The organism is Pseudomonas sp. GD04091 (genome assembly GCF_029836165.1).
Lineage (GTDB): Bacteria > Pseudomonadota > Gammaproteobacteria > Pseudomonadales > Pseudomonadaceae > Aquipseudomonas.
In genome coordinates this window covers 66,457-92,067 of record NZ_JAOEBG010000022.1, presented here as the reverse complement: position 1 = coordinate 92,067, position 25,611 = coordinate 66,457, and the positions used below count along the sequence as shown (strand labels likewise).

Annotated in this window: 25 protein-coding genes; 19 read left to right on the top strand and 6 right to left on the bottom strand. The window is 66.9% G+C overall.

The window, feature by feature from the left end:
• Window positions 1-44: 44 nt before the first annotated feature.
• From prmA to N7422_RS21855, 8 genes are all read left to right on the top strand, one after another.
• Window positions 45-923 (top strand): 50S ribosomal protein L11 methyltransferase, encoded by an 879-nt coding sequence (gene prmA / locus N7422_RS21890; RefSeq protein WP_279808491.1) that lies wholly within the window; start codon window positions 45-47, stop codon window positions 921-923.
• Between the two features lie 43 nt (window positions 924-966).
• Window positions 967-2,292, top strand: coding sequence for a DUF3426 domain-containing protein (locus tag N7422_RS21885; protein WP_279808490.1), 1,326 nt, complete (start codon window positions 967-969; stop codon window positions 2,290-2,292).
• 241 nt (window positions 2,293-2,533) lie between these two features.
• Complete coding sequence (gene dusB, locus N7422_RS21880; protein WP_279808489.1) at window positions 2,534-3,547, top strand: tRNA dihydrouridine synthase DusB; 1,014 nt, start codon at window positions 2,534-2,536, stop codon at window positions 3,545-3,547.
• Window positions 3,544-3,864 carry a DNA-binding transcriptional regulator Fis gene (gene fis, locus N7422_RS21875; protein WP_134692528.1) on the top strand — a complete coding sequence of 107 codons (321 nt, stop codon included), beginning with the start codon at window positions 3,544-3,546 and terminating at the stop codon, window positions 3,862-3,864. The genes dusB and fis overlap by 4 nt, the downstream gene beginning before the upstream one ends.
• Before the next feature lie 77 nt (window positions 3,865-3,941).
• Window positions 3,942-5,549, top strand: a complete 1,608-nt coding sequence (purH, locus tag N7422_RS21870; protein WP_279808487.1) for a bifunctional phosphoribosylaminoimidazolecarboxamide formyltransferase/IMP cyclohydrolase — start codon at window positions 3,942-3,944, stop codon at window positions 5,547-5,549.
• A 183-nt stretch (window positions 5,550-5,732) separates the two neighbouring features.
• Window positions 5,733-7,028, top strand: coding sequence for a phosphoribosylamine--glycine ligase (purD, locus tag N7422_RS21865; RefSeq protein WP_279808486.1), 1,296 nt, complete (start codon window positions 5,733-5,735; stop codon window positions 7,026-7,028).
• A 132-nt stretch (window positions 7,029-7,160) separates the two neighbouring features.
• Window positions 7,161-9,935 (top strand): hybrid sensor histidine kinase/response regulator, encoded by a 2,775-nt coding sequence (locus N7422_RS21860; protein WP_279808485.1) that lies wholly within the window; start codon window positions 7,161-7,163, stop codon window positions 9,933-9,935.
• Between the two features lie 112 nt (window positions 9,936-10,047).
• Entirely contained in the window at window positions 10,048-10,644 is a 597-nt protein-coding gene (locus N7422_RS21855) for a MarC family protein (protein WP_279808484.1), read from the top strand.
• 29 nt (window positions 10,645-10,673) lie between these two features.
• On the opposite strand, the gene N7422_RS21850 is transcribed toward N7422_RS21855, so the two are convergent.
• The 6 genes from N7422_RS21850 to cobG form a co-directional block, all read right to left on the bottom strand.
• Window positions 10,674-11,297 (bottom strand): hypothetical protein, encoded by a 624-nt coding sequence (locus N7422_RS21850; protein WP_279808483.1) that lies wholly within the window; start codon window positions 11,295-11,297, stop codon window positions 10,674-10,676.
• 73 nt (window positions 11,298-11,370) lie between these two features.
• Window positions 11,371-12,057 carry a hypothetical protein gene (locus tag N7422_RS21845; RefSeq protein ID WP_279808482.1) on the bottom strand — a complete coding sequence of 229 codons (687 nt, stop codon included), beginning with the start codon at window positions 12,055-12,057 and terminating at the stop codon, window positions 11,371-11,373.
• Window positions 12,058-12,156: 99 nt separating this feature from the next.
• Window positions 12,157-13,848 carry a precorrin-3B C(17)-methyltransferase gene (gene cobJ, locus N7422_RS21840; RefSeq protein ID WP_279808481.1) on the bottom strand — a complete coding sequence of 564 codons (1,692 nt, stop codon included), beginning with the start codon at window positions 13,846-13,848 and terminating at the stop codon, window positions 12,157-12,159.
• The gene (locus N7422_RS21835; RefSeq protein ID WP_279808480.1) at window positions 13,845-14,576 is read right to left on the bottom strand and encodes a precorrin-2 C(20)-methyltransferase; all 732 of its coding nucleotides are present in this window, start codon (window positions 14,574-14,576) and stop codon (window positions 13,845-13,847) included. Before N7422_RS21835 ends, cobJ begins: the two co-directional genes overlap by 4 nt.
• The gene (locus tag N7422_RS21830) at window positions 14,576-15,202 is read right to left on the bottom strand and encodes a precorrin-8X methylmutase (protein WP_279808479.1); all 627 of its coding nucleotides are present in this window, start codon (window positions 15,200-15,202) and stop codon (window positions 14,576-14,578) included. The genes N7422_RS21835 and N7422_RS21830 overlap by 1 nt, the downstream gene beginning before the upstream one ends.
• Entirely contained in the window at window positions 15,195-16,505 is a 1,311-nt protein-coding gene (gene cobG / locus N7422_RS21825; RefSeq protein WP_279808478.1) for a precorrin-3B synthase, read from the bottom strand. Before cobG ends, N7422_RS21830 begins: the two co-directional genes overlap by 8 nt.
• A 229-nt stretch (window positions 16,506-16,734) precedes the next feature.
• Here cobG and cbiE point away from each other — a divergent pair, with 229 nt between their 5' ends.
• The 11 genes from cbiE to N7422_RS21770 all read left to right on the top strand — a co-directional run bounded on the left by cbiE (window position 16,735) and on the right by N7422_RS21770 (window position 25,561).
• Window positions 16,735-17,946: a precorrin-6y C5,15-methyltransferase (decarboxylating) subunit CbiE gene (gene cbiE, locus N7422_RS21820; RefSeq protein ID WP_279808477.1), complete on the top strand. Its 1,212-nt coding sequence runs from the start codon at window positions 16,735-16,737 to the stop codon at window positions 17,944-17,946.
• On the top strand, window positions 17,939-19,033 hold the full coding sequence (locus tag N7422_RS21815; RefSeq protein WP_279808476.1) for a cobalt-precorrin-5B (C(1))-methyltransferase: 1,095 nt from the start codon (window positions 17,939-17,941) through the stop codon (window positions 19,031-19,033). The genes cbiE and N7422_RS21815 overlap by 8 nt, the downstream gene beginning before the upstream one ends.
• On the top strand, window positions 19,030-19,758 hold the full coding sequence (locus N7422_RS21810) for a cobalt-precorrin-6A reductase (RefSeq protein WP_279808475.1): 729 nt from the start codon (window positions 19,030-19,032) through the stop codon (window positions 19,756-19,758). The genes N7422_RS21815 and N7422_RS21810 overlap by 4 nt, the downstream gene beginning before the upstream one ends.
• An 83-nt stretch (window positions 19,759-19,841) precedes the next feature.
• Window positions 19,842-20,072: a type II toxin-antitoxin system VapB family antitoxin gene (gene vapB / locus N7422_RS21805; protein ID WP_279808474.1), complete on the top strand. Its 231-nt coding sequence runs from the start codon at window positions 19,842-19,844 to the stop codon at window positions 20,070-20,072.
• Window positions 20,072-20,482, top strand: coding sequence for a tRNA(fMet)-specific endonuclease VapC (vapC, locus tag N7422_RS21800; protein WP_279808473.1), 411 nt, complete (start codon window positions 20,072-20,074; stop codon window positions 20,480-20,482). Before vapB ends, vapC begins: the two co-directional genes overlap by 1 nt.
• 69 nt (window positions 20,483-20,551) lie before the next feature.
• Complete coding sequence (locus N7422_RS21795; RefSeq protein WP_279808472.1) at window positions 20,552-20,989, top strand: NfeD family protein; 438 nt, start codon at window positions 20,552-20,554, stop codon at window positions 20,987-20,989.
• Between the two features lie 27 nt (window positions 20,990-21,016).
• On the top strand, window positions 21,017-21,871 hold the full coding sequence (locus N7422_RS21790; protein ID WP_279808471.1) for an SPFH/Band 7/PHB domain protein: 855 nt from the start codon (window positions 21,017-21,019) through the stop codon (window positions 21,869-21,871).
• 185 nt (window positions 21,872-22,056) lie between these two features.
• Window positions 22,057-22,446 (top strand): DUF2946 domain-containing protein, encoded by a 390-nt coding sequence (locus N7422_RS21785; RefSeq protein ID WP_279808470.1) that lies wholly within the window; start codon window positions 22,057-22,059, stop codon window positions 22,444-22,446.
• 47 nt (window positions 22,447-22,493) lie between these two features.
• Window positions 22,494-22,976: a copper chaperone PCu(A)C gene (locus tag N7422_RS21780; protein WP_279808469.1), complete on the top strand. Its 483-nt coding sequence runs from the start codon at window positions 22,494-22,496 to the stop codon at window positions 22,974-22,976.
• A 23-nt stretch (window positions 22,977-22,999) separates the two neighbouring features.
• Entirely contained in the window at window positions 23,000-23,425 is a 426-nt protein-coding gene (locus N7422_RS21775) for a DUF2946 domain-containing protein (protein WP_279808468.1), read from the top strand.
• A 69-nt stretch (window positions 23,426-23,494) separates the two neighbouring features.
• Window positions 23,495-25,561, top strand: coding sequence for a TonB-dependent copper receptor (locus N7422_RS21770; protein ID WP_279808467.1), 2,067 nt, complete (start codon window positions 23,495-23,497; stop codon window positions 25,559-25,561).
• The last annotated feature ends 50 nt before the right edge of the window (window positions 25,562-25,611 follow it).

The following is a 25,611-nucleotide window of genomic DNA, read 5'->3' as shown; positions in this document are numbered from 1 at the left end:
CGCAGCCTCGGGCTGCCCCTGTCGATTTCCCAAAGGTGCCCGCCATGCCCTGGCTGCAAGTACGCCTGGCCATCAGCCCGGAACAAGCCGAAACCTACGAAGACGCCCTGCTGGAAGTGGGTGCCGTCTCGGTGACCTTCATGGACGCCGAAGACCAGCCGATCTTCGAGCCGGACCTCAACACCACCCCTCTGTGGTCGCACACCCACTTGCTGGCCCTGTTCGAGGCCGACGCCGAGCCCGAGCAGGTATTCGCCCACCTGCGTCTGCTGACCGCCGCCGAACTGCCCGAGCACCACGCCGAGGTGATCGAGGACCAGGACTGGGAGCGCAGCTGGATGGACAACTTCCAGCCCATGCGCTTCGGCCAGCGCCTGTGGATCGTGCCGAGCTGGCACGAGGCCCCGGAGAAGGACGCGGTCAACCTGCTGCTCGACCCGGGCCTGGCCTTCGGCACCGGCACCCATCCGACCACCGCCCTGTGCCTGGAGTGGCTCGACGGCCAGCAGCTCGACGGCACGCAGGTGCTGGACTTCGGCTGCGGCTCGGGCATCCTCGCCATCGCCGCGCTGCTGCTTGGCGCCCGTGAGGCGATCGGTACCGACATCGACGTGCAAGCCCTGGAAGCGTCGCGTGACAATGCCCAGCGCAATGGCATCGCCGACGAACTGTTCGCCCTGTACCTGCCCGAACAGATGCCGGCCATGCAGGCCGACGTGCTGGTCGCCAACATCCTCGCCGGTCCGCTGGTGTCGCTGGCGCCGCAACTGTCCGGCCTGGTGCGCCCCGGCGGCCTGCTGGCATTGTCGGGCATCCTCGCCGAACAGGGCGAGGAAGTGGCCGCCGCCTATGCCGCCGATTTCGACCTCGACCCGATCGTCGTGCGCGACGGCTGGGTACGCATCAGTGGTCGCCGCCGCTAAGCGCGCCTAGAATCAATTCCTGCACAGCTCCCCGGATCGCCGCATGACCGACAGTTTCGTCACCCAGTGCCCGCATTGCCAGACCAGCTTTCGCGTCACCCACCACCAGCTGAGCCTGGCCCGTGGCGTGGTGCGCTGCGGCAACTGCCTGCAGGTGTTCAACGCGGCGAAACAGCTGCTGGAGCAGAACCGCGCGACCAGCGCCGAGGCCAGCGCCGCCGCGCCGACGCCAGAACCCGCCGCGCCAGCGGCACCGGCAGCCGAACCTCTGGGCGAAAGCCCGATACCCGGCGAAGACAGCTGGGCGGTGACTGCCGAGGAGCTGGACGCCCTGGACCTTGACCAGGAACTGGCACGCCTCGAACGGCGCACCCCGGGTGACCGCCGCGGCGCCGGCCCGAAGGGCGTGCTGCAGGCACGGCGTGACGACCAGGGCGCTGACGAACACGCCGACGAACTGTTCGGTACCGCCACCGACGAACCGCTGCAGCCTGCGCCGGAGCGCAATGAGGCGCCGGTACTGGTCGAGCAGGAGCCGCTGGAGCTCGAACCTGTCGACGATGACCGCACGGAGCCTACCCTCGGAACCGCCGACCTCGACCAGGACGACGAGCCACCCGTACGCCATCAGCCCCGCGCCGAAGACCTCGACGAACCGTTGGAGCGCCTTTCCACCCGCGACGAGCCGGTGCCGGAGACTGGCCTGTCGGCGCTCGATGGCGAAGGCCGCAGCGAGCATTTCTCGGCCCGCGACGACGAACCCGACGAGCAGCCCGACCAGCGCCTGGAGCCGAGCCTGGCCAACAAGCCCGAGCGCCCGCGCAAGGAACCCCTGGTCGATGTAGTCGATGACCCGTTGCAGCTGGGCTGGGAAAAACCTGCACCGAACTGGGGCAAGCGCTTGCTGTGGGGTTTCCTGACACTCCTGGCCGCCGGGGCGCTGGCCTTCCAGTATGTCTGGTTCCACTTCGACGAAATGGCCCGCCAGGACCAGTACCGCCCCTGGTTCCAGCAGGTGTGCCCGATGCTCGGCTGCCAGGTGCCGACCCGCGTCGACATCTCGCGGATCAAGAGCAGCAACCTGGTGGTGCGCAGCCACCCCGACTTCAAGGGCGCGCTGATCGTCGACGCGATCATCTACAACCGCGCGCCCTTCGCCCAGCCCTTCCCACTGCTGGAGCTGCGCTTCGCCGACCTCAACGGCCAGCTGATCGCCAGCCGACGCTTCAAGCCCAGCGAGTACCTTTCCGGCGAGCTGGCCGGGCGCGGCGAGATGCCGAGCCAGACCCCGATCCACATCGCCCTGGACATCCTCGACCCGGGACCGAAGGCGGTGAATTACAGCCTCAGCTTCCGCTCCCCTGAATAAGCGACCAGCGGCACGCCCGCCCGGCAGCCACGCCGCACAAGCGGTCTTGTGCCGCGAAAGGGCTGCAAAGCAGCCCGAGATTCGCGCAAACAACGCGAAAACAGGGATTTACAGCTGCAGGTCATAACGCCACAACTGTTCAGATTTTATCCAGATTCATCTTTATCCGGTCATCGAGAGCGGGTATCATGCCAACCCTTTTTCGAACTCCAATGATTCGGCCCCACAACAGGGAACACCTATGTCGGCGGTACGCATCGGCCCTTATACACTGCAGAACAACCTGATCCTGGCACCCATGGCCGGGGTCACGGACCAACCTTTCCGCACCCTGTGCAAACGCCTCGGCGCGGGCATGGTGGTATCGGAGATGGTGTCCAGCGACATGCGCCTGTGGAACAGCCGCAAGTCGAGCCTGCGGCGCATTCACGAAGGCGATCCCGAGCCCCGCTCGGTGCAGATCGCCGGCGGCGACGCGCAGATGATGGCCGAGGCGGCACGCGCGAACGTGGAGGCCGGCGCCCAGATCATCGACATCAACATGGGCTGCCCGGCAAAAAAAGTCTGCAACAAGGCCGCCGGCTCTGCTTTATTGAGAGACGAGGCCCTGGTCAGCGAGATCCTTCACGCCGTGGTCGGCGCTGTGCAGGTTCCGGTGACGCTGAAGATTCGCACCGGCTGGGACCGGGCGAACAAGAACGGCCTGAATGTGGCGAAGATCGCCGAACAGGCCGGCATCCAGGCGCTGGCGGTACATGGCCGCACACGCGCCGACCTGTACACCGGCGAAGCCGAGTACGACACCATCGCCGCCATCAAGCAGGCGGTGTCGATCCCGGTCTTCGCCAACGGCGATATCACCTCGCCACAGAAGGCCCGGGCGGTGCTGGACGCCACCGGGGTCGACGGCCTGCTGATCGGCCGTGCCGCCCAGGGGCGGCCGTGGATCTTCCGCGAGATCGAGCATTACCTGCGCACGGGCGAGCACCTGCCCGCACCGGCGCTGGACGAAGTGGAACGCATTCTGCTGGAACACCTGGCCGCGTTGCATGCCTTCTATGGCGATGTGATGGGCGTGCGTATCGCCCGCAAGCACGTTGGCTGGTACCTGGCGACCCGACCCGGCGGCAAGGAGTTCCGCAGCCGGTTCAACGCTTTGCAAGACACACAAGCGCAGTGCGCCAACGTTCAGGCTTATTTCGCCGAACGTCGACAGAGCCTTGGCACAGAGGACGAACAAGGGGTGGCCGCATGACGATGATGACCGAGACATTAGTGAGTGGAACAACGCCCGTGAGCGACAACGTCAACCTCAAGCAGCACCTGAACACGCCGAGCGAAGAGGGCCAGACCCTTCGCGGCAGTGTCGAGAAGGCGCTGCACAACTACTTCGCCCACCTGGAAGGCGCCACCGTCACGGACGTGTACAACCTGGTGCTCTCGGAAGTCGAGGCACCGCTGCTCGAAAGCGTGATGAACTACGTCAAGGGCAACCAGACCAAGGCCAGCGAGATGCTCGGACTCAACCGAGGCACGCTGCGCAAGAAGCTCAAGCAGTACGATCTGTTGTAAGGCCAGACTCCCATACAGAAAAGGCGCTCATGCAAAAAGGCGCCTTTTTTTGACTTCACCGCGTTATGGAATCCGAAATGACCGACCAGACTACCCGCCTGCCGATCCGCCGCGCCCTGATCAGCGTCTCCGACAAGACCGGTATCCTCGAATTCGCCCGTGAGCTGCAACAGCTCGGTGTCGAGATCCTGTCCACCGGCGGCACCTACAAGCTGCTCAAGGACAACGGCGTGAACGCGGTGGAAGTGGCCGACTACACCGGCTTCGCCGAAATGATGGACGGCCGGGTCAAGACCCTGCATCCGAAGATCCACGGTGGCATCCTCGGCCGTCGCGGCACCGACGACGCCATCATGAACGAGCACGGCATCAAGCCGATCGACCTGGTCGCGGTCAACCTGTATCCGTTCGAAGCCACCATCTCCAAGCCAGGCTGTGACCTGCCGACCGCCATCGAGAACATCGACATCGGCGGCCCGACCATGGTCCGCTCGGCGGCGAAGAACCACAAGGACGTCGCCATCGTGGTCAACGCCAGCGACTACGCCGGCGTCCTGGAAAACCTCAAGGCCGGCGGCCTGACCTACGCCCAGCGCTTCGACCTGATGCTCAAGGCCTTCGAGCACACCGCCGCCTACGACGGCATGATCGCCAACTACATGGGCACCATCGACCAGGCGAAAGAAGCCCTGTCGACCGAAGACCGCAGCGCATTCCCGCGCACCTTCAACAGCCAGTTCGTCAAGGCCCAGGAAATGCGCTACGGCGAGAACCCGCACCAGAGCGCGGCGTTCTACGTCGAGGCGAAGAAGGGCGAGGCCAGCATCTCCACCGCCATCCAGCTGCAAGGCAAGGAGCTGTCGTTCAACAACGTGGCCGACACCGACGCCGCGCTGGAGTGCGTGAAGAGCTTCGTCAAGCCGGCCTGCGTCATCGTCAAGCACGCCAACCCGTGCGGCGTGGCCGTGGTCCCCGAGGACGAAGGCGGCATCCGCAAGGCCTACGACCTGGCCTACGCCACCGACACCGAGTCGGCGTTCGGCGGCATCATCGCCTTCAACCGCGAACTGGACGGTGAAACCGCCAAAGCCATCGTCGAGCGCCAGTTCGTCGAAGTGATCATTGCCCCGAAAATTTCCCAGGCCGCCCGCGAAGTCGTGGCCGCCAAGCAGAACGTGCGTCTGCTCGAGTGCGGCGAGTGGCCAGCCGAGCGCGCCGCGGGTTGGGACTTCAAGCGTGTCAACGGTGGTCTGCTGGTGCAGAGCCGCGACATCGGCATGATCAGCGCCGACGACCTGAAGATCGTCACCAAGCGTGCGCCGACCGAGCAGGAGATCCACGACCTGGTGTTCGCCTGGAAAGTGGCCAAGTTCGTCAAGTCCAACGCTATCGTCTACGCCAAGAACCGTCAGACCATCGGTGTCGGCGCCGGCCAGATGAGCCGCGTCAACTCCGCGCGCATCGCCGCGATCAAGGCCGAGCATGCCGGCCTGCAGGTACAGGGCGCGGTCATGGCCTCGGATGCGTTCTTCCCGTTCCGTGACGGCATCGACAACGCCGCCAAGGTGGGTATCAGCGCCGTGATCCAGCCAGGTGGCTCGATGCGTGATGCCGAGGTGATTGCTGCCGCTGATGAAGCCGGCATCGCCATGGTGTTCACCGGCATGCGCCACTTCCGCCACTAAACAGATGCCGGGCCGATCCCGGTCCCTGCAGGAGCGGCCTTGTGTCGCGAAAGGGCTGCGAAGCAGCCCCAGGGTTGATGCAGCAATTCAGAAATCCTGGGGCCGCTACGCGCCCCTTTCGCGACACAAGGCCGCTCCTGCAGGGAACGCGGATCGCCGTCATACAGCATTCGAGGTTTTGACATGAAAGTTTTGATCATCGGCAGCGGCGGCCGTGAACACGCCCTGGCCTGGAAAGTCGCCCAGGACCCACGCGTCGAGAAAGTCTTCGTCGCCCCCGGCAACGCCGGCACCGCCACCGAAGCCAAGTGCGAGAACGTCGCCATCGACGTCACCGCCCTGGAGCAACTGGCCGACTTCGCCGAGCAGAACGTCGACCTGACCATCGTCGGCCCCGAGGCGCCGCTGGTCATTGGCGTGGTGGACCTGTTCCGCAGCCGTGGCCTGGACTGCTTCGGCCCGACCAAGGGCGCGGCCCAGCTGGAAGGTTCCAAGGCCTTCACCAAGGACTTCCTGGCCCGCCACAAGATCCCCACCGCCGACTACCAGAACTTCACCGAGATCGAGCCGGCCCTGGCCTACCTGCGCGAGAAAGGCGCGCCGATCGTGATCAAGGCCGACGGCCTGGCCGCCGGCAAGGGCGTGATCGTCGCCATGACCCTGCAGGAAGCCGAGGACGCCGTGCGCGACATGCTCGCCGGCAACGCCTTCGGTGAGGCCGGTTCGCGGGTGGTGATCGAAGAGTTCCTCGACGGCGAGGAAGCCAGCTTCATCGTCATGGTCGACGGCCACAACGTGCTGCCAATGGCCACCAGCCAAGACCACAAGCGCGTCGGCAACCAGGACACCGGCCCCAACACCGGCGGCATGGGCGCCTACTCGCCAGCCCCGGTGGTCACCGCCGAGGTGCACCAGCGCGTCATGGACCAGGTGATCTGGCCGACCGTGCGCGGCATGGCCGAGGAAGGCAACGTCTACACCGGTTTCCTCTACGCCGGCCTGATGATCGACAAGGCGGGCAACCCCAAGGTCATCGAGTTCAACTGCCGCTTCGGCGACCCCGAGACCCAGCCGGTCATGCTGCGCCTGGAGTCGAGCCTGGTGCTGCTGATCGAAGCCGCTTTCGCCAAGGCCCTGGACAAGGTCGAGGCGCAATGGGATCCGCGCCCGAGCCTGGGCGTGGTGCTGGCCGCCGGGGGCTACCCGGGCGACTACGCCAAGGGCGCCGTGATCAGCGGCCTGGACGCCGCCGCCAAGCTCGAAGGCAAGGTGTTCCATGCCGGCACCTCGCTCAAGGATGGCCAGGTGGTGACCAATGGCGGCCGCGTGCTGTGCGCCACCGCGATGGGCAGCACCGTTGCCCAGGCCCAGCAGCAAGCCTACCGCCTGGCCGAGCAGGTCAAGTGGGACGGCAGCTTCTACCGTACCGACATCGGCTACCGGGCCATCGCCCGCGAGCGCGGTGAACACCAGCAGTAAATCGCAGCGCATGGCCGCGACGCTTCGCGCGCGGCCTTCGGCTCGTCGTCGGGGCCCCCTGGGGCCTTGCCTTCGCCTTGGCGCGCCGCGCATAGTGGTTACCCGGCACATCAGCTAAGAAGGGATTTCGTCGTGCGTCGGCTTCGGATTGCCATTGCCCAGATCGTCAGCCTGCTGACCCTGCTCTGCCTGATTCCGGCCTATGCCGAACCGAGCGCGGGTTGGTCCGTGCTGCTCGACGAGCAGGCCAACCTGCAGCTTTCCGACGTACGCTCCGAGCGTTACCGCAACCAGTTCAGCCCGCTGGCCCTCGACGAACTGGACGCCGCCCTCCCTGACCAGGCCCTCTGGCTGCACTATCGCCTCGAGCCTGGCGAGCAGGAGCAACTGGTGCGCATCTTCGCGCCCGACCTTTCACGCATCGACCTCTACGCCCTGGAAGGCGACAGGTTGCTGCGCCAGCTGCACCATGGTCGCCAGAGCGAAAGCAATGCCGCCAGCCTGCATGGCAGTGACCATGTGCTACCCCTGCCGCGCAGCAGCCAACCTGTGGAAATCTACCTGCGGCTGGTCTCGGAGCATCAGCTGCGCCCGGCCATCAGCCTCGAATCCTCGGCCCACGCCGCCTCCGACCAACGCCTGCCCCTGCTGTTCGGCCTGTTGTTCGGCGGCCTGGTGATGCTGATCCTGCACAACCTGATCCGCTTCGCCTATACCCGCTCCTACACCACCTTGACCCTGGCGCTGTACCACGCCCTGATGCTGCTCAGCGCCCTGATCCTGCTCAACCTCAGCGGCCCGTGGTGGCACCTGTGGTACAGCGCCCAGACCCCGGCGGCCTACCTCACCCTGGTGCTGGCGGGCCTGGCCGGGCTGTACTTCACCCTGCACTTCTTTTCCCCCTGCAGTTCGGCGCAGCTCAACCGGCTGCTGCACACCGAGATGCTGGTGGCCGCCGTCAGCGGCCTGGTGCTGCTGTTCGTCGACACGCTCCCGCTGAACCTGATGACCTACGCCCTGCTCGCCCTGGGCAGCGTCAGCATGCTGCTGGTGAGCAGCTATCACTGGTACAAGGGCTACGCCCCGGCTCGCCTGTTCGCCCTGGCCATGCTGGTGTTCAACCTGGGCGGCCTGGTGCTGCTCCCGGCCCTGCTCGGCCTGACCCGTACCTCGATGCCATGGCTGCTGTGCATTCTCATGGCGCTGACCGTGGTCAGCGGCCTGTTGCTCAACCTTGCGGTCAGCGAGCGCCTGCGCCGCATCAGCGAGGAGCGCTTCCGCGCCAGCCGCGCCCTGGCCGCCAGCGACGCCGAGATCAACGCCAAGGCGGAGTTCCTGGCCAAGATCAGCCACGAGATCCGCACACCGATGAACGGTGTGCTGGGCATGACCGAACTGCTGCTGGGCACGCCGCTGTCGGTCAAGCAACGCGACTACGTGCAGACCATCCATAGCGCCGGCAACGAACTGCTCACCCTGATCAACGAGATCCTCGACATCTCCAAGCTCGAGTCGCGGCAGATCGAGCTGGACGACGTGCAGTTCGACCTCAACGCCCTGATCGAAGACTGTCTGAACATCTTCCGGGCCAAGGCCGAGCAGCAGAACATCGAGCTGATCAGCTTCACCCAGCCCCAGGTCCCACGGGTGATCAGCGGCGACCCGACACGCCTGCGCCAGGCGCTGTCCAGCCTGCTGGACAACGCCCTGAAAAACACCGACCAGGGCGAGATCCTGCTGGTGGTGGCGCTGGAGCAGCGCGGCGGTGGCCCACGCCTGCGCATCGCCGTGCAGGACAGCGGCGAGCCGATGCCGCCCGCCGAGCGCGACGCCCTGCTGCAGGCCGAACTGCACAGCCGTCATTTCCTCTCCAGCAACAAGCTCGGCGGCCACCTGGGATTGGTGATCGCCAAGCAACTGATCGGCCTGATGCAGGGCGAGTTCGGCATCAAGACCAGCACCAGCCTGGGCAACACCCTGTGGCTCACCCTACCGCTGGACCCACAGCGCCTGGAACAGCCGCCCACCGACCTCGATGGCCCGTTGCGCGATGCACGGGTGCTGGTGGTGGACGACAACGACACCTGCCGCAAAGTGCTGGTGCAGCAATGCAGCGCCTGGGGCATGAACGTCAGCGCGGTGCCGTCCGGCAAGGAAGCCCTGGCGCTGCTGCGAACCAAGGCGCACCTGCGCGACTACTTCGACGCAGTGCTGCTGGACCAGAACATGCCGGGCATGACCGGCATGCAGCTGGCGGCGAAGATCAAGGAAGACCCGAGCCTGAACCACGACATCCTGGTGGTCATGCTCACCGGCATCAGCAACGCGCCGAGCAAGGTCATCGCCCGCAATGCCGGGGTCAAGCGCATTCTCGCCAAACCGGTGGCCGGCTACACCCTCAAGACCACGCTGGCCGAGGAGCTCGCCCTGCGTGGCCGTGAACAGGCACCGGCGATCCAGCCGCCTGGCACGCCGCCACCGCTGGACCTGCCCAGGGATTTCCGCATCCTGGTGGCCGAAGACAACAGCATCTCCACCAAGGTCATCCGCGGCATGCTCGGCAAGCTCAACCTCGAGCCGGACACCGCCAGCAATGGCGAGGAAGCCCTGCAGGCGATGAAGGCCAAGCATTACGACCTGGTGCTGATGGACTGCGAGATGCCGGTGCTCGACGGCTTCTCCGCCACTCAGCAGCTACGCGCCTGGGAGACCGCCAACCAGCGCCCGCGCACCCCGGTGGTGGCGCTGACCGCGCACATTCTCAGCGAACACAAGGAGCGCGCGCGCCTGGCCGGCATGGATGGACACATGGCCAAGCCGGTGGAGCTGTCGCAGTTGCGCGAGCTGATCCAGTTCTGGGCCGGGCAGCGGCAGGTGGTGTCCGACGACACCACGCAGATCCTGTAGCGCGGTTGTAGCGAAGCAGGCAGCGCAACATGGCACCCGCTCGCGGCTGAAGCCGCTCCCGCAGGTTCCGTGCTATACAGTGGCCACCCATTCCCGCCGCGGACCCGCCCTCATGCTCCATGAGTTGTTCAGCGTCTACCTGAAAATGCTCGTGCTCTACAGCCCGTTCTTCGTGTTGTCGTGCTTCATCGGCCTGACCCGCGGCCACTCCAGCAAGGAACGCAAGCAACTGGCCTGGCGCGTGGCCATCGCCACGCTGATCGCCAGCGTGCTGCTCTACCTGTTCGGGCGGGTGATCTTCGGCGTGTTCGGCATCACCGCCGACGCTTTCCGCATCGGTGCGGGCTCGGTGCTGTTCATCTCGGCGCTGGGCATGGCCCAGGGCAAGTCGGCGATCCAGACCGACAACGTGCAGCAGGACGTGACCATCGTGCCGCTGACCATCCCGTTGACCGTCGGCCCAGGCACCATCGGCGCGTTGCTGGTGATGGGGGTGGGCCAGCCGCACTGGGACGACAAGCTGCTGGCCATCGTCAGCATCGCCCTGGCCAGCTTCACCGTGGGCCTGGTGCTGTACCTCTCGCACCGCATCGAGCGCATCCTCGGCGACCAGGGCCTGCAGATCGTCAGCCGGCTGATGGGGCTGTTCGTCTGCGCCCTGGCGGCGCAGATCATCTTTACCGGGATCAAGGGGTATCTGCTGCCCTGAGCCGCCTCAGGCAGGCCCGGCGCGGCACGTCAAATCTGCAAGGAAAGAATCTGCTGCCGAGCGATCTTCTCCAATTGTTGCTCCACGGCACCGCGATGTGTCCCATCGAAGTTCTGTGTATTGAAACGCACCAGCTCGGCCTGGATGCGGGTCGCTTTACGCCTGCGATAGAGAAACCCCGTGGTCATCTGTTCGACATCGCAAGCTTCATGGTAAAGCACCAGGTCGACATACCCAGGTTTGCTTGGCGCGCACGGCAGCAACTGGAATACCCTGCGCTCCCTGGCGCGACGCTCGAAATTGAACAACGCCCAGTCGTTCTCGGCCAGCCCTCCCATGGCGAGGCCTATCACTGTCGAGTAGCGCTCACCGGCCGTGGCGTCGATACGGCGCAACGCTGCATCCACTACCCTGCCCCGATCGGGTTGCGGCCAAAGCTCCCGATCCGCCGTCCAGGCGTCCCAACCGTAGAACTGCAATTTCCTGCGGTAATAGCTGAACCAGTCGGTCACCAACCCCGCGTCGTAATCCATGCGGGTGGCATATTCAGCGCCCAACGCCGCCAGTTGCACCGCACTGCGCTGCTGCGCCGTGATGCCCGGCAGGAACGCCACCAGGCTGCTGCCCACCACCGCACCTCTGTTCTTGTCCATGCCTCACTTGCCTCCTCACGGCCCCGCCCAGCCACGGGCTGCGCTGGGCAGCCCGCGGCACGTAGGCCAGGAATCAGAATTCGTATTCAAGGACGTTCTGGGTACGCCGCTCACCCAGGCGGGTCTCCACATGCCCGCGCACACGGGCGTAGTGGTTGGTGTTGAAGGCCAGCAGGGCGGTGCCGGAGTAGTGATAGTTGTCGGTGCTTTTCCACTCGAAGGCCACGGTGTCCAGGTCGCGCGCCATGCCCTTGGTGCTGACGGCCGTCAGCAGCATCATCAGCTCGCCCTCCGCCGTCTCGAGGCAGGTGGTCAGGCCGATGGTGCCGCTCTGCCTTTGCGTGTAGTTGTGCTTGAAGATCTCCTGGGCTTCGGTGATGTTGCCCAGGCTCTCGATGGCCTGCATGGCGACGTTGCCCAGCGCCTCGGCGACCGGTCCGCCGAAGGCGGCCTGGCCGACGATCTTGATCGCCTTGAACGCCACGCTACCCAGCGTCAGGGATTGCGCGTCGGTCATCTCCCGCTCGTAGGTGCGACGCACGGTCAGCCAGCCCAGATCCTCCATCACCTTGAGGTTCTGCTTGTACCAGTTCTCGCTCTGGTCCTCGCTGTCGTACAGCCGCGAAGCCACCAGCGACGCGAACTGGTAGGAGTTCATCACATCGATGCGATTCTGCAGGCTCATGCCCGCGGCGAAGGTCATCAGCGACTGCTCGACGACGGCGGCGCTGTTGGTGTCGGTAATCAGCTTGGTGTTCATCATGCGAATCCTTGAGTCAGAACCCGGCGGGCGCCGGGTGAGACTCGAAGGCTATGCATGTCAGAAAGGGCCGTTCAGCAGGTCGGCCTTCCCCGCAGATCAGGCTTTCGCCGGGTACCAGCGCGGGGTGTACACCCACAGGCTGCCGTCGGCGCGGGGGAAGGTGCAGGTGGTTGAGGAGCCGACCAGGACCATGGTGCGCATGTCGACCATTTCCGGCGTCAACTCGCCCAGGGTGACCACCCGCAAGGTCTGCCCTGGCCGGCCGATATCGCGACCCAGCACCACCGGCGTCCGCGCCTCGCGATGCTGGCGCACCACTTCAAGGGCGCGCCCCAACTGGTGCGGACGGGCCTTGGAGATCGGATTGTAGAACGCCAGCACCAGGTCCGCCCGGGCGGCCAGGTCGAGGCGTTTTTCGATGATCGACCAAGGCTTGAGGTTGTCCGACAGCGACATCACGCAGAAGTCGTGCCCCAGGGGCGCGCCAGCCTGCGCGGCGGTGGCCAGCGAGGCCGACACGCCGGGCAGGATCTGCAGGTCGACACGTTGCCAGGCCAGATCGGCGGACTCGTGCAAGGCCTCCAGCACCGCGGCGGCCATGGCGAACACACCAGGGTCGCCCGACGACACCACCACCACTGAACGCCCCTGGGCCGCCAGCTCGAAGGCATGGCGGGCGCGCTGCATTTCTTCGCGGTTGTCGGTGCAGTGCAGCACCTGGTCATCACGGAACGGGCCGGCCATGCGCACATAGGTCTCGTAGCCGAGCACATCCTCGGCCCGCGCCAGCTCGGCCTTGACCGCTGGCACCATCAGTTCGGCGGCGCCCGGGCCCAGACCGATCACCGCCAGGCGGCCACGACGGCGTCCCACGCGCTCGATATCGACTGGCGCGGCGGCAACCGCAATGGCCAGGCCGGCCGCGGGCTCGACGCGCGCCTGTGGCAGTGCGTCGAGCAGCAGCTGCTCCAGGCTCGCCGCCGCCGGGGCAAAGCGCAATGCGACGTTCAGCGCCCGCGCGGCCTCGTGCAGGGCAGGCTCGGCCATGTCGGCCTCGCTCGCCAGCAGGCCGGCCAGCGCGGCGTCGGCGATGCCCGCCGCCTGCAAGGCGTCACGCACGCGCTGCGCGGGGTCGGCGATGCCGGCCGCCACGGCCACCACCACGCACCGCGAATGGATCAGCAGTTCGTCACGGCTGGCCGGGCGCGCGGCACAGCCCACGTGAATGGTGCGCCGGGCGTCATCACTGGCCGGCAGCTGCGCCTGGTCGAGCCATGGCGCGTCACCCTCGATGCGCACGGTTTCGCCGGCCAGCAGGTCAGAGACGAAGCGCTTGCCCTGCTCCAGGTCCGCCAGCGCATAGCCCGGCGGCGGGTCGAGCAGGCAGGTGCCGAAACGCAGCTCGCCGCTGGTGGTGATGGCCGGACTCACGCCCAGCGCCTCGGCGATTTCCCGGGCCATCAGGTTGACCCCGCCCAGGCCGCCGAGCAGCGGCACCACCGCGCTGCCGTCCTCGGCCACCGCCAGCACCGGTGGCTCGGCGCCCTTCTCGTCGAGCAGCGCCGCGAGGCTGCGGATGACGATGCCCGCCGCGCACAGCGCGATGATCGGCGTGCCCTGCCGGTACAACCCGCGCAGGGTGTCGCCGAATGAGGCGTAGAACTGCTCGGCCTGCGCCACGCGCCCCTGCAGGCCATGGATCACGGCCTGTGGATAGCGCTGCTGGATACGCTGCGCGGTGCCCAGGCTGCCCGGGCCGAGAATGACGATCGCCGGCGCGTTGCTCATCCCTGCCATTTTTCACCCGGCACGATGATCAGCGAAAAGTACGGCGAGGACTGCGGATCGACCTCGTCCAGCGGGACGATCTTCTGGTTGGCCATGGTCGCCCGCTCGACGTACAGCGCGCGCCCATCCAGGCCCAGCTCGCCCAGCACCTGGCGGACCTTGGGGAAGTTACGGCCCAGCTTCATGACCACCGCCGCGTCGGCATCGGCCAGTCGGCGCTTGAGCTCGTCATGGGGCAGCACGCCGGAGAGCACGGTGAGGGTCTGGTTGCGATACACCAACGGCGCGCCCAGTACCGAGGCGCCACCGAGCATCGAGCAGACGCCTGGAATCACCTGCGCTTCATAGCGCGAGGCCAGGCGGTCGTGCAGGTACATGTAGGAACCGTAGAAGAACGGGTCGCCTTCGCAGATCACCGCCACATCGCGCCCCGCATCCAGGTGTTCGGCCACCTGCACGCTCGCCTCGTCATAGAAGTCGCTGATCACCTGCTCGTAGGACAGCGGCGCCGGCAACGCCTCGGTGGTCAGCGGGTACACCAGCGGCAGCAGGGTCTGTTCGGTCTGCAAGTGCGTCTCGATGATGCCAAAGGCATTGCCACGCTTGCCCTTGGCGACGAAGTAGGCCACCACCGGCGCCTCGCGCAGCAGGCGCAGGGCCTTGACCGTGATCAGTTCGGGATCGCCCGGGCCCACGCCCAGGCCCAGTAGTCGTCCACGCGCGTGCATCACTCCACCTCCGTGGCCAGGGCGTTGACCGCGGCGGCGGCCATGGCGCTGCCACCCAATCGGCCCTGCATGATCACGAACGGCACGCCACGGCTGTCAGCGGCGAGCATGGCCTTGGACTCGGCAGCGCCGACGAAGCCGACCGGGAAACCGAGGATCAGCGCCGGCTTCGGCGCGCCGGCATCGAGCATCTCCAGCAGGTAGAACAGTGCAGTCGGCGCGTTGCCGATCACCACCACGCTGCCTTCCAGATGAGGCCGCCACAGCTCCAGGGCCACCGCCGAGCGGGTGTTGCCCTCGGCCTTGGCCAGGTCCGGCACGCCCGGGTCGCGCAGGGTGCAGATCACCGGGTTGTTCGCCGGCAGCCGGGCGCGGGTGATGCCTTCGGCGACCATGTGCGCATCACAGAGGATCGGCGCGCCTTTTGCCAGGGCTTCGCGCCCGGCAGTACCGGCACCTTCGGAGAACTGCAGGCCATCGATGGCCTCGACCATGCCGCAGGCATGGATCACGCGCACGGCGAGCTTTTCGAGATCGGCGGGGATTCGCTCGAGCCGGGCTTCCTCGCGGATGATGCGGAAGGAATTGCGATAGATCTCCTGACCATCGCGGATGTAGTCAATCATCAAGGTGCTCCGTCGGCAGGTCGAGCATGGCGCCTGCTTCTTCTGGGGTGAGGTTGGCTGCGCGCAGCCTGCCGAAGCCCGGCAGGCGCGCATCGCGCAAGTAAAGGTCGTAACGGCCCGGGGCACGGGCCAGCAGGGTGGCCGGGGCAACGTGGGCCACGGCGCAGGAACGTGGGCAGGCCGACAGGTGCACGCCGGCAGGCGCGCCCTGGTGCAAGCGGCTGGCCAGGATGAGGGCGTCGGCCTTGGTGTCGGCCTGGGCCTTGGCGCAGCCACGGGAGCCGGTGCAGGCGGTGACGCGCGCCAGTGGATGCTCGCCGTGGCAGAGCATGCCCAACGCCGTCAGTTGGTCGCGAGCGGTCTGCACCTGGTTCGGCGCGAGGGAGGTCAGCACCATGCTCTGCCAGGGGCTCAGGCGCAAGCTGCCATCGCCCCACTGTCGGGCGATACGGGCAGCACCGCGCAACATGGCGGGGGTAAGGCGCCCCAGTGGCGGCGCAACGCCCAGGGCCACGCCCTGGCACTGGGGCAACACGCCCAGCCAAGGGCTCGTCGCCGCCGGGCGCCGCCTGGCCAGCAGCGTGGCGTCACGCTGGATCGGCAGCCCTTCGAGCAAGCGCGCCAGCGGAACGACCTGGAGCAATTGGCGCATGCGCGACTGCTCGGGCGTCGCCAGGTCGAGGAAACGCTCCAGCACCGCACGCACCAGCGCCAGCCCCTGCTCCACCGGCACCGCACCCAGCGCCTGGCCATCCGACGGGCTGCCTGCGAGACCGAACCGCAGCCAGGTATGCCCTTCATGCCGCGTGGCGGACAACCACAGATCATGGGGGTGCTCGAGCATCGCCAGGCTCTCGCCGCCATCGAGCTGCACGGCGAACTTGGCCGACAGTTCATGAAAGCGCGGCGTGTTTTCCAACAGTTCGAGGACCTGCCCGGCCAAAGGCCGGGTGTCGAGCAGCATGCCTGGATCGAGCCCGGCCAGCGGGCTGAGCATCAGGTTGCGCACATCGTCGCCGGCCGCATCACGCGGGCCGAGGCCGGCCGCCAGCAGATGCCCGACCAGGCCTTGATGATCGGCGCCGATGCCGCGAATCTGCAGGTTGGCCCGGTTGGTGGCCTCGATCACGCCGCCGGCGAAGCGCTCGGCGGCCTCGGCCACCGCCTCGGCCTGGTCGGCCAGCAGCAGGCCGCCCGGCAGCTTGATCCGGCAGATGCCGCCGTCGCGCGCGGCGACGATGCGCCACAACCCCGGACAGGCCGAGGGACGGGGGGAAGCTTCGGGGGGCAGGGGCGGCGTCAAGAGGGCATCCGGCAATCGTGAAAGTGCGCTTCAGTGTAGAAGGCGCGGTATTATGCCTGCTTTGTCCGGCGGCATGAAAAGCCGGTGGTCGAACGTTCAATTTCGGGGCTGCTGCGCAGCCCTTTCGCGGCACAAGGCCGCTCCTACAGGGATGGCGTCGTACCTGTAGGAGCGGCCTTGCGCCACGAAAGGGGCACGCAGTGCCCCATCCGGTGTTGAAGAGGACACGATGGCCCCCTGGCTGACAGTAATAGGCATCGGCGAAGACGGTTTCAGCGGCCTGGGCAAACAGGCCCGCCGCGCCCTGCTGTCCGCCACCCGAATCATCGGGGCCCCACGCCAGCTGGCGCTGCTACCACGCTGCGTGACCGCCGAGCAGCTGCACTGGCCCAGCCCTTTCTCGCTGACCCCGGTCATGGCCCTGCGCGGCGAGCCGGTGTGCGTACTGGCCAGCGGCGACCCGATGTTCTACGGCGTCGGCGCCAGCCTGGCGCGCCAGCTGCCCGCCGAGGAACTGCAGGTGCTGTCGATGCCCTCCTCTTGCGCCCTCGCCGCCGCCCGCCTGGCCTGGCCGTTGCAGGACGTGCAGGTGGTCTCGGCGGTGGCCCGCCCGCTGGCCGCGCTCAATGCCCACCTGCACAGCGGCGTGCGCCTGCTGGTGCTGAGCAACGACGAGAGCAGCCCGGCGGCCATTGCCGCGCAGCTGCGCGAGCGTGGCTTCGGCCCCAGCCGTCTCCAGGTGTTCGAACACCTCGGCGGCCCGCAGGAGCGAATGCTGAGCGGCACCGCCGACAACTGGCCACACACCGACATCGCCACGCTCAACCTGGTCGCCATCCAGTGCCAGGCCTCGCCTGACACCCCGCGCCTGCCGCGAGTGGCCGGTCTGCCCGACAGCGCCTTCCGTCACGACGGCCAACTGACCAAGCGCGACGTACGAGCGATCACCCTGGCCCGCCTCGCCCCGCAACCCGGCGAGCTGCTGTGGGACGTGGGCGCCGGTTGCGGTTCCATCGGCATCGAGTGGATGCGCGCCCACCCCAGTTGCCGCACCCTGGCAGTCGAAGCCGACGAAGGCCGCCAGGGCTTCATCGAATACAACCGCGACACCCTCGGCGTACCCGGCCTGCAGCTAGTCTGCGGCAAGGCACCCGAAGCGTTGTCTGGGCTGGAGCGTCCGGATGCAATCTTCATCGGCGGCGGCGTCACCCGCGAAGGCGTGCTCGACCTGTGCTGGGAGCGCCTGCTGCCGGGCGGGCGCCTTGTTGCAAATGCCGTCACGCTGCAAAGCGAGGTCGCCCTGGCACAGTTTCGCGAGCAGCACGGCGGCGAACTGAGCCGCCTTCACATCGCCCATACTCAACCATTGGGCAGTTTCGACACCTGGCGCCAGGCCCTGCCAATCACCCTGCTCGACGTGGTGAAACCCCACGATGCGTGAAGAAACCCGCGAGCAGCCCGCTCCCCTGCGCAGCGGCCTGACCACCGGCAGCTGTGCCACCGCCACCAGCCTGGCCGCGGCACGCCTGCTGTTGACCGGCCAGCACAACGATGCGGTGGAGATCACCCTGCCCAAGGGCAAACAGGTGCAGATGCGCCTGGAGTTCTGCCATCTCAAGGGCGACGCCGCCGAGGCCGGTACCCTGAAGGATGCCGGCGACGACCCCGACGTCACCCACGGTGCCCTGCTCTACAGCCAGGTGCGCCTGCTCGCCGAGCCTGGCGTTCGCTTCGTCGCCGGCAGTGGCGTCGGCACCGTGACTCGCCCGGGGCTAGTGCTGGCGGTCGGTGAACCGGCCATCAACCCGGTCCCCCGCAAGATGATCAGCGACCACCTGCTGCAACTGGCCAGCGACTGTGGCTACAGGGGCGGCTTCGAGGTCACGGTCAACGTGCAGGGCGGCGAGCAGCTGGCCCTGAAGACCATGAACCCCCGCCTGGGCATCCTCGGCGGGCTGTCGATCCTGGGTACCAGCGGTATCGTCCGGCCGTTCTCCTGCTCGGCCTACATCGCCTCGATCCACCAAGGCATCGATGTCGCCCACACCAACGGCTACCCCCATATCGCTGCCTGCACCGGCAACGCCAGCGAAGACACCATGCGCCGGGTCTACAACCTGCCGGAGATCGCCCTGATCGAAATGGGCGACTTCGTCGGCGCCGTGCTCAAGCACTTGCGCAAGGTGCCGGTGCCGCGCCTCACGCTATGCGGTGGCTTCGGCAAGATCAGCAAGCTGGCGGCCGGCCACATGGACCTGCACAGCCGCCATTCGAGCATCGACCTGCCGCAGCTGGCGGGCTGGGCGGCGGCCATTGGCGCGGACCAGGCACTGCAACAGGCGATCATCGCCGCCAACACCAGCCAGCAGGCCCTCGCCCTCGCGCATGCCGCCGGCATCGCCCTGGGCGATGAGGTGTGCCGCCACGCCCTGGCCTTCGCCCGCAGCGTGGTGCCTGCCCTGGTGCAGGTGGAAGTGTTCGCCATCGACCGCCAGGGCGGCATCGTCGGCAAGGCAGGTGTGGCATGAATGGCCGCATCCTGCTGCTCGGCGGCGTCACCGAAGCCCTGGCCATCGCCCGACGACTCGGCCCACAGCATGTCTATAGCCTCGCTGGCATCGGCCGCATTCCCCAGGACCTCACCTGCCAGGTGCGGGTCGGCGGCTATGGCGGCGCCGAAGGCCTGGCCGAGTACCTTCACGATGCCGGCATCGACCTGCTGATCGACGCCACCCATCCCTATGCTGCGCAGATCAGCCGCAACGCGGCTCTCGCCGCACGCAGCGCCGGCATTCCCTGCTGGGCCCTGCGCCGCCCGGCGTGGCAGGCACAACCCGGCGATGACTGGCGCGAAGTCGAGGACTGGGCCGGGCTGATCGAGGCGCTGGCCCCGTTCGAGCGCCCCTTGTTCACCCTTGGTCGCGAGCCCCTGCAACACCTGGACGACATTCCACCACACCAGTTCTGGACCCTGCGCGCGCTCGAGGCGTGCCCTGCCAATGAACGCTGCGAGGTGATCGGTGCTCGCGGGCCCTTCCTCATCGACGATGAGCGTGCCCTGTTCGCACGTCGGCGGATCGACGTGCTGGTGAGCAAGAACAGCGGCAGCACAGCCACCGAGCCGAAACTGGAGGTGGCACGGGAGCGTGGGGTGCCGGTGCTGGTTCTAAAGCGGCCGCTGCTGCCGGAAGTGGATCGGGAGTTTCAAGATTCGGGTCTGCTGCTGGATGCGCTTGGCCTGCCTGAAGCCTGAACCGCACCACGTATATCCCGTTGACATATCCATCTGCGGAATTAAACTCCGGACATACATTTGCGCTTTCAAGGAGGCCCATCATGGACCAAGGTGCAGTCTTCAAAAGCAACCGCAGCCAGGCTATCCGCATGCCAAAAGCCCTCGCCCTTCCAGAAGACGTCACCCGCGTGGACATCGTCGCGGTCGGGCGCTCGCGCATCATCTCGCCCGCCGGCGAAGCCTGGGACAGCTGGTTCGAGGGTGACGACGTGAGTGCGGACTTCATGGCCTGCCGGGAACAGCCCGCCGACCAGGAGCGAGAAGGACTCTGATGCTCAGGTACATGCTCGATACCAACATCTGCATCTTCACCATCAAGAACAAGCCACAGGCCGTGCGTGACGCGTTCAACCGCCACCACGGCCAACTGGCCATGAGCACCATGACGTTGATGGAACTGATCTACGGCGCGGAGAAGTCCGCCGCACCGGAACGCAACCTTGCCATTGTCGAAGGCTTCGCCGCACGGCTCGAAGTGCTCGACTACGACATCCCAGCCGCTGCACACACCGCCCAGCTGCGTGCCGAACTGGCCAAGGCTGGCACACCGATCGGCCCCTATGACCAGATGATCGCCGGACATGCCAGGGCACGTGGCCTGGTACTGGTGACCAACAACCTGCGCGAGTTCCAACGTGTTCCCGGCTTGCGGGTGGAGGACTGGCTTACACCCTGCCCTTGAGCCAGCGATGGCCTGGTGCCACAGACCTGCCGTAAACTCACCCTCCCCCAACTGGAAGGCTCCACCCATATGGAAATGCAATGGTGGATCTGGCTCGTCTTCGGCGTGGCCCTGATCCTGCTGGAACTGGTCCTGCCCACGTTCTTCATTCTCTGGTTCGGCATCGGCGCCGTGCTGGTGTCGCTCATCTCGCTGCTCGCCCCGAGCCTGCAACTCGATATGCAAGGCCTGCTGTGGGTAGTGTTCTCGTCGCTCACCACCGTGCTCTGGTTCAAGGTGTTCCGCCGCAAGAAGCCGGATGTACGCTGGACCGCCGACAGCGTGATCGGCGAGGTCGGCCTGCTGACCACCAGCGTGTCGCAGTTCCAGAAAGGCCGCGTGCGCTTCCAGAAACCGATCCTCGGCAACGAGGAATGGACCTGCGTCGCCGACAACGACATCCCCGCCGGCGAGCGCGTGCGCCTGGCCGCCATCGAAGGCAACATCGCCCGGGTCACCCGGGCCTGAATCCGCACTAAAAGGAAGTTCGCAAGCATGACCAGCCTCATCGTCGTCGGCACCCTCGCCGCATTCGTCCTGATCACCGTGTTCAAGGGGGTGCGCATCGTGCCCCAGGGCGAGGAATGGATCGTCGAGCGCCTGGGCCGCTACCACAGCACCCTCAAGCCCGGCCTGAACATCGTCATCCCTTACATGGACGTGGTCGCCTACCGCCTGCCGACCAAGGACATCATCCTCGACGTGCAGCAGCAGGAGATCATCACCAAGGACAACGCGGTGATCGTCGCCAACGCCCTGTGCTTCGCCAAGGTGGTCGACCCGCAGAAGGCCTCGTACGGCGTGCAGAACTTCTCGTTCGCCGTCACCAGCCTGACCATGACCTCGCTGCGCGCCATCGTCGGCGCCATGGACCTGGACGAGGCGCTGTCCAGCCGCGAGCAGATCAAGGCACGCCTGCGCGAGGCGATGTCCGAGCAGACCGAAGACTGGGGCGTGACCGTGCGCTCGGTGGAGATCCAGGACATCAAGCCATCGCCGAGCATGCAGACCGCCATGGAGCGCCAGGCCGCCGCCGAGCGTGAGCGTAAAGCCGACGTGACCCGCGCCGAAGGCAACAAGCAGGCGGCGATTCTCGAGGCCGAGGCACGCCTGCAGGCGGCCAAGCTGGATGCCGAAGCCCAGGTCAACCTGGCCGAAGCCTCGGCGCGGGCGATCACCCTGGTCAAGGAGGCGGTGGGCAGCGAGACCGTGCCGGCCATGTACCTGCTGGGTGAGCGGTATATCGGGGCAATGGAGAACCTGGCGGCCAGCGACAATTCGAAAGTCGTGGTACTGCCGGCCGACCTGCAGGAGACCGTGCGCGGGCTGCTGGGGCGTGGCAAGGCCTGATAGCGCCGGGGGCGCTTTGCGCCCCTTTCGCGACACAAGGCCGCTCCCACAGGGAATCGCATCCTCCTGTGGAAGCGGCCTTGTGTCGCGACGGCAGCCCCAGGTGCGGCACTTCACCGCACCCCGGCATTTTTACCTATACTCCGCCGTACAATAGCCATCACGATTCCTGACCGGATCTCTCCATGCCCCCACGTCGGCACATCGCCTGGATAGCCTGCCTTGCAGTGCTGTTCAACCTGCTGGCCATGCCGCTGTCCTCCGCCGCGCCCAAGGGCCCGGCCGAGCAGCTGCTGTGGGGGGCTTTCTGCTCCAGCATGGCCGGCAAGGCCAAGGTCGATGTCCAGGGCCTGGCCAAGATCGACCTGGGCACGCAAAACGACGACAGCGCCAGCATGATGAACTGCTGGTGCTGCCTGGGCGCGGCGCCCTTGCTGGCCCTGCCTGGCTACCCGCCACAGTTGCACAACCCTCCCGCGCTCCCCGCAGGTCACCTGCCGCAACTTGCCGACTACCAACCCACGCCGCGCCAGCTCTGGCCCGCGCTCAATCCCCGTGCCTCTCCGCTGGCCTGAGTTCACTACGCTGTCTGCCTGAACCTCAACAGATCGGAGACTCACCCATGCTCAAGCAAGCCCTCGTCCTGGCCGCCCTGCTGCTGCCCACGGCTTTCGCCAACGCCCACGAGTACAGCGTCGGCGACCTGCACATCGCCCACCCTTGGTCGCTGGAGCTGCCGCCGAACGCGCCCAACGTCGCGGCCTACTTCGTCGTGCACAACAACGGCAAGGCCGATGACCGCCTGCTTTCGGTGGACACGCCGATCAGCACCGACGCCCAGCTGCACGAGCATGCGATGAGCGCCGCCGGCGCGATGAAGATGCAGCAGGTGCAGAGCGTGGTGGTGCCCGCCGGCAAAGACCTGTCCTTCGCCCCCAGCGCCTACCACGTGATGATCATGCAGCCCAAGGACCGCAGCCTGCTGACCGATGGCAAGCGCTTCCCGCTGATCCTGCACTTCGAGAAAGCCGGTGACGTCACCGTCGAGGTCGCCGTGCAGAAGCAGCCGCCCGCCGACCAGGCGACGCACGAGCACGCGCACTGATCCATAGCTGACTGGCGCTCGCCATGAGCCTGCCGCGCTACAGCTCCGTCCGCAGCACCCGCCCTGATCGCAGGCGCGTCGGTGGCGGCTGGCTGAGCCTGTTCGCCATGTGGATGATCTTCATCGGCCCGCTGGTTTCCCAGTCGATGCCGATGGAGCATCACGCCGGCATGTCCATGGACATGTCGATGGCCATGCCCATGGAGCACGGCCACGATCACCACCACGGCCAAGGCAACGACGGCCAGCTGCATGTGATGTGGGAGAAGTGCGGCTACTGCAGCCTGCTGTTCAACTGCCCCGCCCTGCCCCAGACCCTCAGCCCGCTCAGCGCGGGCAGCGCCACCCCAGCCGCCCACCTCACCGTCGCCACGCGCCAGGGCCATGCCCGGCAGGCTGTATTCCCCGGCGCCCGCAGCCGCGCGCCACCCCGTTCGATCGTCGCCTGAACACAGCACGCTAAACGCCCGAGGCCAGGAGGCTTCGCGCTGACTCATGACTGATCGACTGGAATCATTATGTCCGGCTGCACCCCTGTTTTTGCCCTTTCCCTGCGTGGCACCGTCGCCGTGCTCTGCGGCTCGCTGCTCGCGCCACTGGCCCTCGCCGCCGAAACCGGCCACGAAGGCCACGGTCACGACCCGGCCGAACTGAGCCCGACGGTGATCACCGCCATCGCCCCGAGCTCGCCGCTGACCGTGGTCACCAACCCCAAGGACCCACGCCAGCCCGTGCCCGCCAGCGACGGCGCCGACTACCTCAAGACCATCCCCGGCTTCTCGGCGATCCGCTCCGGTGGCACCAACGGTGACCCGGTGCTGCGCGGCATGTTCGGCTCGCGCCTGAACATCCTCACCAATGGCGGCGTGATGCTCGGCGCCTGCCCCAACCGCATGGACGCCCCTACCTCGTACATCTCGCCGGAAACCTACGACCGCCTCACCGTGATCAAAGGCCCGCAAAGCGTGATCTGGGGCCCGGGCGGCTCGGCCGGGACGATCCTGTTCGACCGCGAGCCGGAGAAGTTCGGCGAGCTGGGCAGCCGCGTGAACGCCAGCCTGCTGGCCGGCTCCAACGGCCGCTTCGACAAAGTGCTGGATGCCGCCGCCGGCAACCGCCTCGGCTACGTGCGCTTCGTCGGCAACCAGTCGCGCTCGGACGACTACGAGGACGGCAACGGCGACACCGTGCCCTCGCGCTGGGACAAGTGGAACGGCGACGTCGCCCTGGGCTGGACCCCAGACGCAGACACCCTGCTCGAACTCACCGCCGGCAAGGGCGACGGCGAAGCCCGTTACGCCGGGCGCGGCATGGACGGCTCGCAGTTCAAGCGCGAAAGCCTGGGGCTGCGCTTCGAGAAGTCCAACCTCGGCGAGGTGCTCGACAAGGTCGAGGCCCAGGTCTACTACAACTACGCCGACCACGTGATGGACAACTACAGCCTGCGCACCCCGTCGGGCAGCGGCATGATGGGCATGCCCATGGTCAGCAACGTCGACCGCCGCACCCTCGGCGCGCGGATCAAGGCCACCTGGCGCTGGGCCGACGTGCAGCTGATCAGCGGCATCGACGCGCAGACCAACGAACACCGCCAGCGCGGCGGCATGGGCATCGATGCGCACAAGGGCAAGCCCTGGACCAAGGACGCCGACTTCCACAACTACGGCGCCTTCGGCGAGCTGACCTGGTACGCCACCGGCGAGGATCGCCTGATCACCGGCGCACGCCTGGACCGCGCCTCGGCCCGCGACTTCCGCAAGGGCAGCGCCACCGAAGGCGATACCCGCGCCGACACCCTGCCCAGCGGCTTCGTGCGCTACGAGCATGACCTGGCGGCGATCCCGGCCACCACCTACATCGGCCTCGGCCACGCCCAGCGCTTCCCCGACTACTGGGAGCTGTTCTCGCCCAAGCTGGCCCCCGCAGGTTCGGTGAACGCCTTCGACGGCATCAAGCCGGAGAAGACCACCCAGCTCGACTTCGGCATCCAGTACCGCGACGAGCGCCTGGAGGCCTGGGCCTCGGGCTATGTCGGGCAGATCCGCGACTACATCCTGTTCGACTACCGCCCCGGCATGATGGGCATGCTCAGCTCCCAGGCGCAGAACATCGACGCCCGGGTCATGGGCGGCGAGCTGGGCGCGGCCTACAAGCTCACCGAGCGCTGGAAGGCCGATGCGACACTCGCCTACGCTTGGGGCAAGAACAGCAGCGATGGCAAGGCGCTGCCGCAGATGCCACCCTTGGAAAGCCGCCTGGGCCTGACCTACAGCCGCGACGCCTGGAGCGTCGGCACCCTGTGGCGGCTGGTGGCGGCGCAGAACCGCATCGCCCAGAACCAGGGCAACGTGGTCGGCAAGGACTACGAGAAGAGCGGCGGCTTCGGCGTGTTCTCGCTCAACGGCGCCTACAAGGTCAACAGCAACCTCAAGCTCAGCGCGGGCGTCGACAACCTGTTCGACAAGGCTTACGCCGAGCACCTGAACCTGGCCGGGAATGCCGGGTTCGGCTACCCGGCGGCGGACCCGCAACCGGTGAACGAGCCAGGCAGGACCTTCTGGACCAAGGTCGACATCAGCTTCTGACAATAACGAACGGGCGCGGGCCTGACCGCGCCCCACTCAGGTCCAAGGGA

What these genes read in the sequence shown, in the direction of transcription:
- prmA (WP_279808491.1), top strand. Translation starts at nt 45, where the DNA reads ATGCCCTGGCTGCAAGTACGCCTGGCCATCAGCCCGGAACAAGCCGAA.
- N7422_RS21885 (WP_279808490.1), top strand. Translation starts at nt 967, where the DNA reads ATGACCGACAGTTTCGTCACCCAGTGCCCGCATTGCCAGACCAGCTTT.
- dusB (WP_279808489.1), top strand. Translation starts at nt 2,534, where the DNA reads ATGTCGGCGGTACGCATCGGCCCTTATACACTGCAGAACAACCTGATC.
- fis (WP_134692528.1), top strand. Translation starts at nt 3,544, where the DNA reads ATGACGATGATGACCGAGACATTAGTGAGTGGAACAACGCCCGTGAGC.
- purH (WP_279808487.1), top strand. Translation starts at nt 3,942, where the DNA reads ATGACCGACCAGACTACCCGCCTGCCGATCCGCCGCGCCCTGATCAGC.
- purD (WP_279808486.1), top strand. Translation starts at nt 5,733, where the DNA reads ATGAAAGTTTTGATCATCGGCAGCGGCGGCCGTGAACACGCCCTGGCC.
- N7422_RS21855 (WP_279808484.1), top strand. Translation starts at nt 10,048, where the DNA reads ATGCTCCATGAGTTGTTCAGCGTCTACCTGAAAATGCTCGTGCTCTAC.
- N7422_RS21850 (WP_279808483.1), bottom strand. Translation starts at nt 11,297, where the DNA reads ATGGACAAGAACAGAGGTGCGGTGGTGGGCAGCAGCCTGGTGGCGTTC.
- N7422_RS21845 (WP_279808482.1), bottom strand. Translation starts at nt 12,057, where the DNA reads ATGAACACCAAGCTGATTACCGACACCAACAGCGCCGCCGTCGTCGAG.
- cobJ (WP_279808481.1), bottom strand. Translation starts at nt 13,848, where the DNA reads ATGAGCAACGCGCCGGCGATCGTCATTCTCGGCCCGGGCAGCCTGGGC.
- N7422_RS21835 (WP_279808480.1), bottom strand. Translation starts at nt 14,576, where the DNA reads ATGCACGCGCGTGGACGACTACTGGGCCTGGGCGTGGGCCCGGGCGAT.
- N7422_RS21830 (WP_279808479.1), bottom strand. Translation starts at nt 15,202, where the DNA reads ATGATTGACTACATCCGCGATGGTCAGGAGATCTATCGCAATTCCTTC.
- cbiE (WP_279808477.1), top strand. Translation starts at nt 16,735, where the DNA reads ATGGCCCCCTGGCTGACAGTAATAGGCATCGGCGAAGACGGTTTCAGC.
- N7422_RS21815 (WP_279808476.1), top strand. Translation starts at nt 17,939, where the DNA reads ATGCGTGAAGAAACCCGCGAGCAGCCCGCTCCCCTGCGCAGCGGCCTG.
- N7422_RS21810 (WP_279808475.1), top strand. Translation starts at nt 19,030, where the DNA reads ATGAATGGCCGCATCCTGCTGCTCGGCGGCGTCACCGAAGCCCTGGCC.
- vapB (WP_279808474.1), top strand. Translation starts at nt 19,842, where the DNA reads ATGGACCAAGGTGCAGTCTTCAAAAGCAACCGCAGCCAGGCTATCCGC.
- vapC (WP_279808473.1), top strand. Translation starts at nt 20,072, where the DNA reads ATGCTCAGGTACATGCTCGATACCAACATCTGCATCTTCACCATCAAG.
- N7422_RS21795 (WP_279808472.1), top strand. Translation starts at nt 20,552, where the DNA reads ATGGAAATGCAATGGTGGATCTGGCTCGTCTTCGGCGTGGCCCTGATC.
- N7422_RS21790 (WP_279808471.1), top strand. Translation starts at nt 21,017, where the DNA reads ATGACCAGCCTCATCGTCGTCGGCACCCTCGCCGCATTCGTCCTGATC.
- N7422_RS21785 (WP_279808470.1), top strand. Translation starts at nt 22,057, where the DNA reads ATGCCCCCACGTCGGCACATCGCCTGGATAGCCTGCCTTGCAGTGCTG.
- N7422_RS21780 (WP_279808469.1), top strand. Translation starts at nt 22,494, where the DNA reads ATGCTCAAGCAAGCCCTCGTCCTGGCCGCCCTGCTGCTGCCCACGGCT.
- N7422_RS21775 (WP_279808468.1), top strand. Translation starts at nt 23,000, where the DNA reads ATGAGCCTGCCGCGCTACAGCTCCGTCCGCAGCACCCGCCCTGATCGC.
- N7422_RS21770 (WP_279808467.1), top strand. Translation starts at nt 23,495, where the DNA reads ATGTCCGGCTGCACCCCTGTTTTTGCCCTTTCCCTGCGTGGCACCGTC.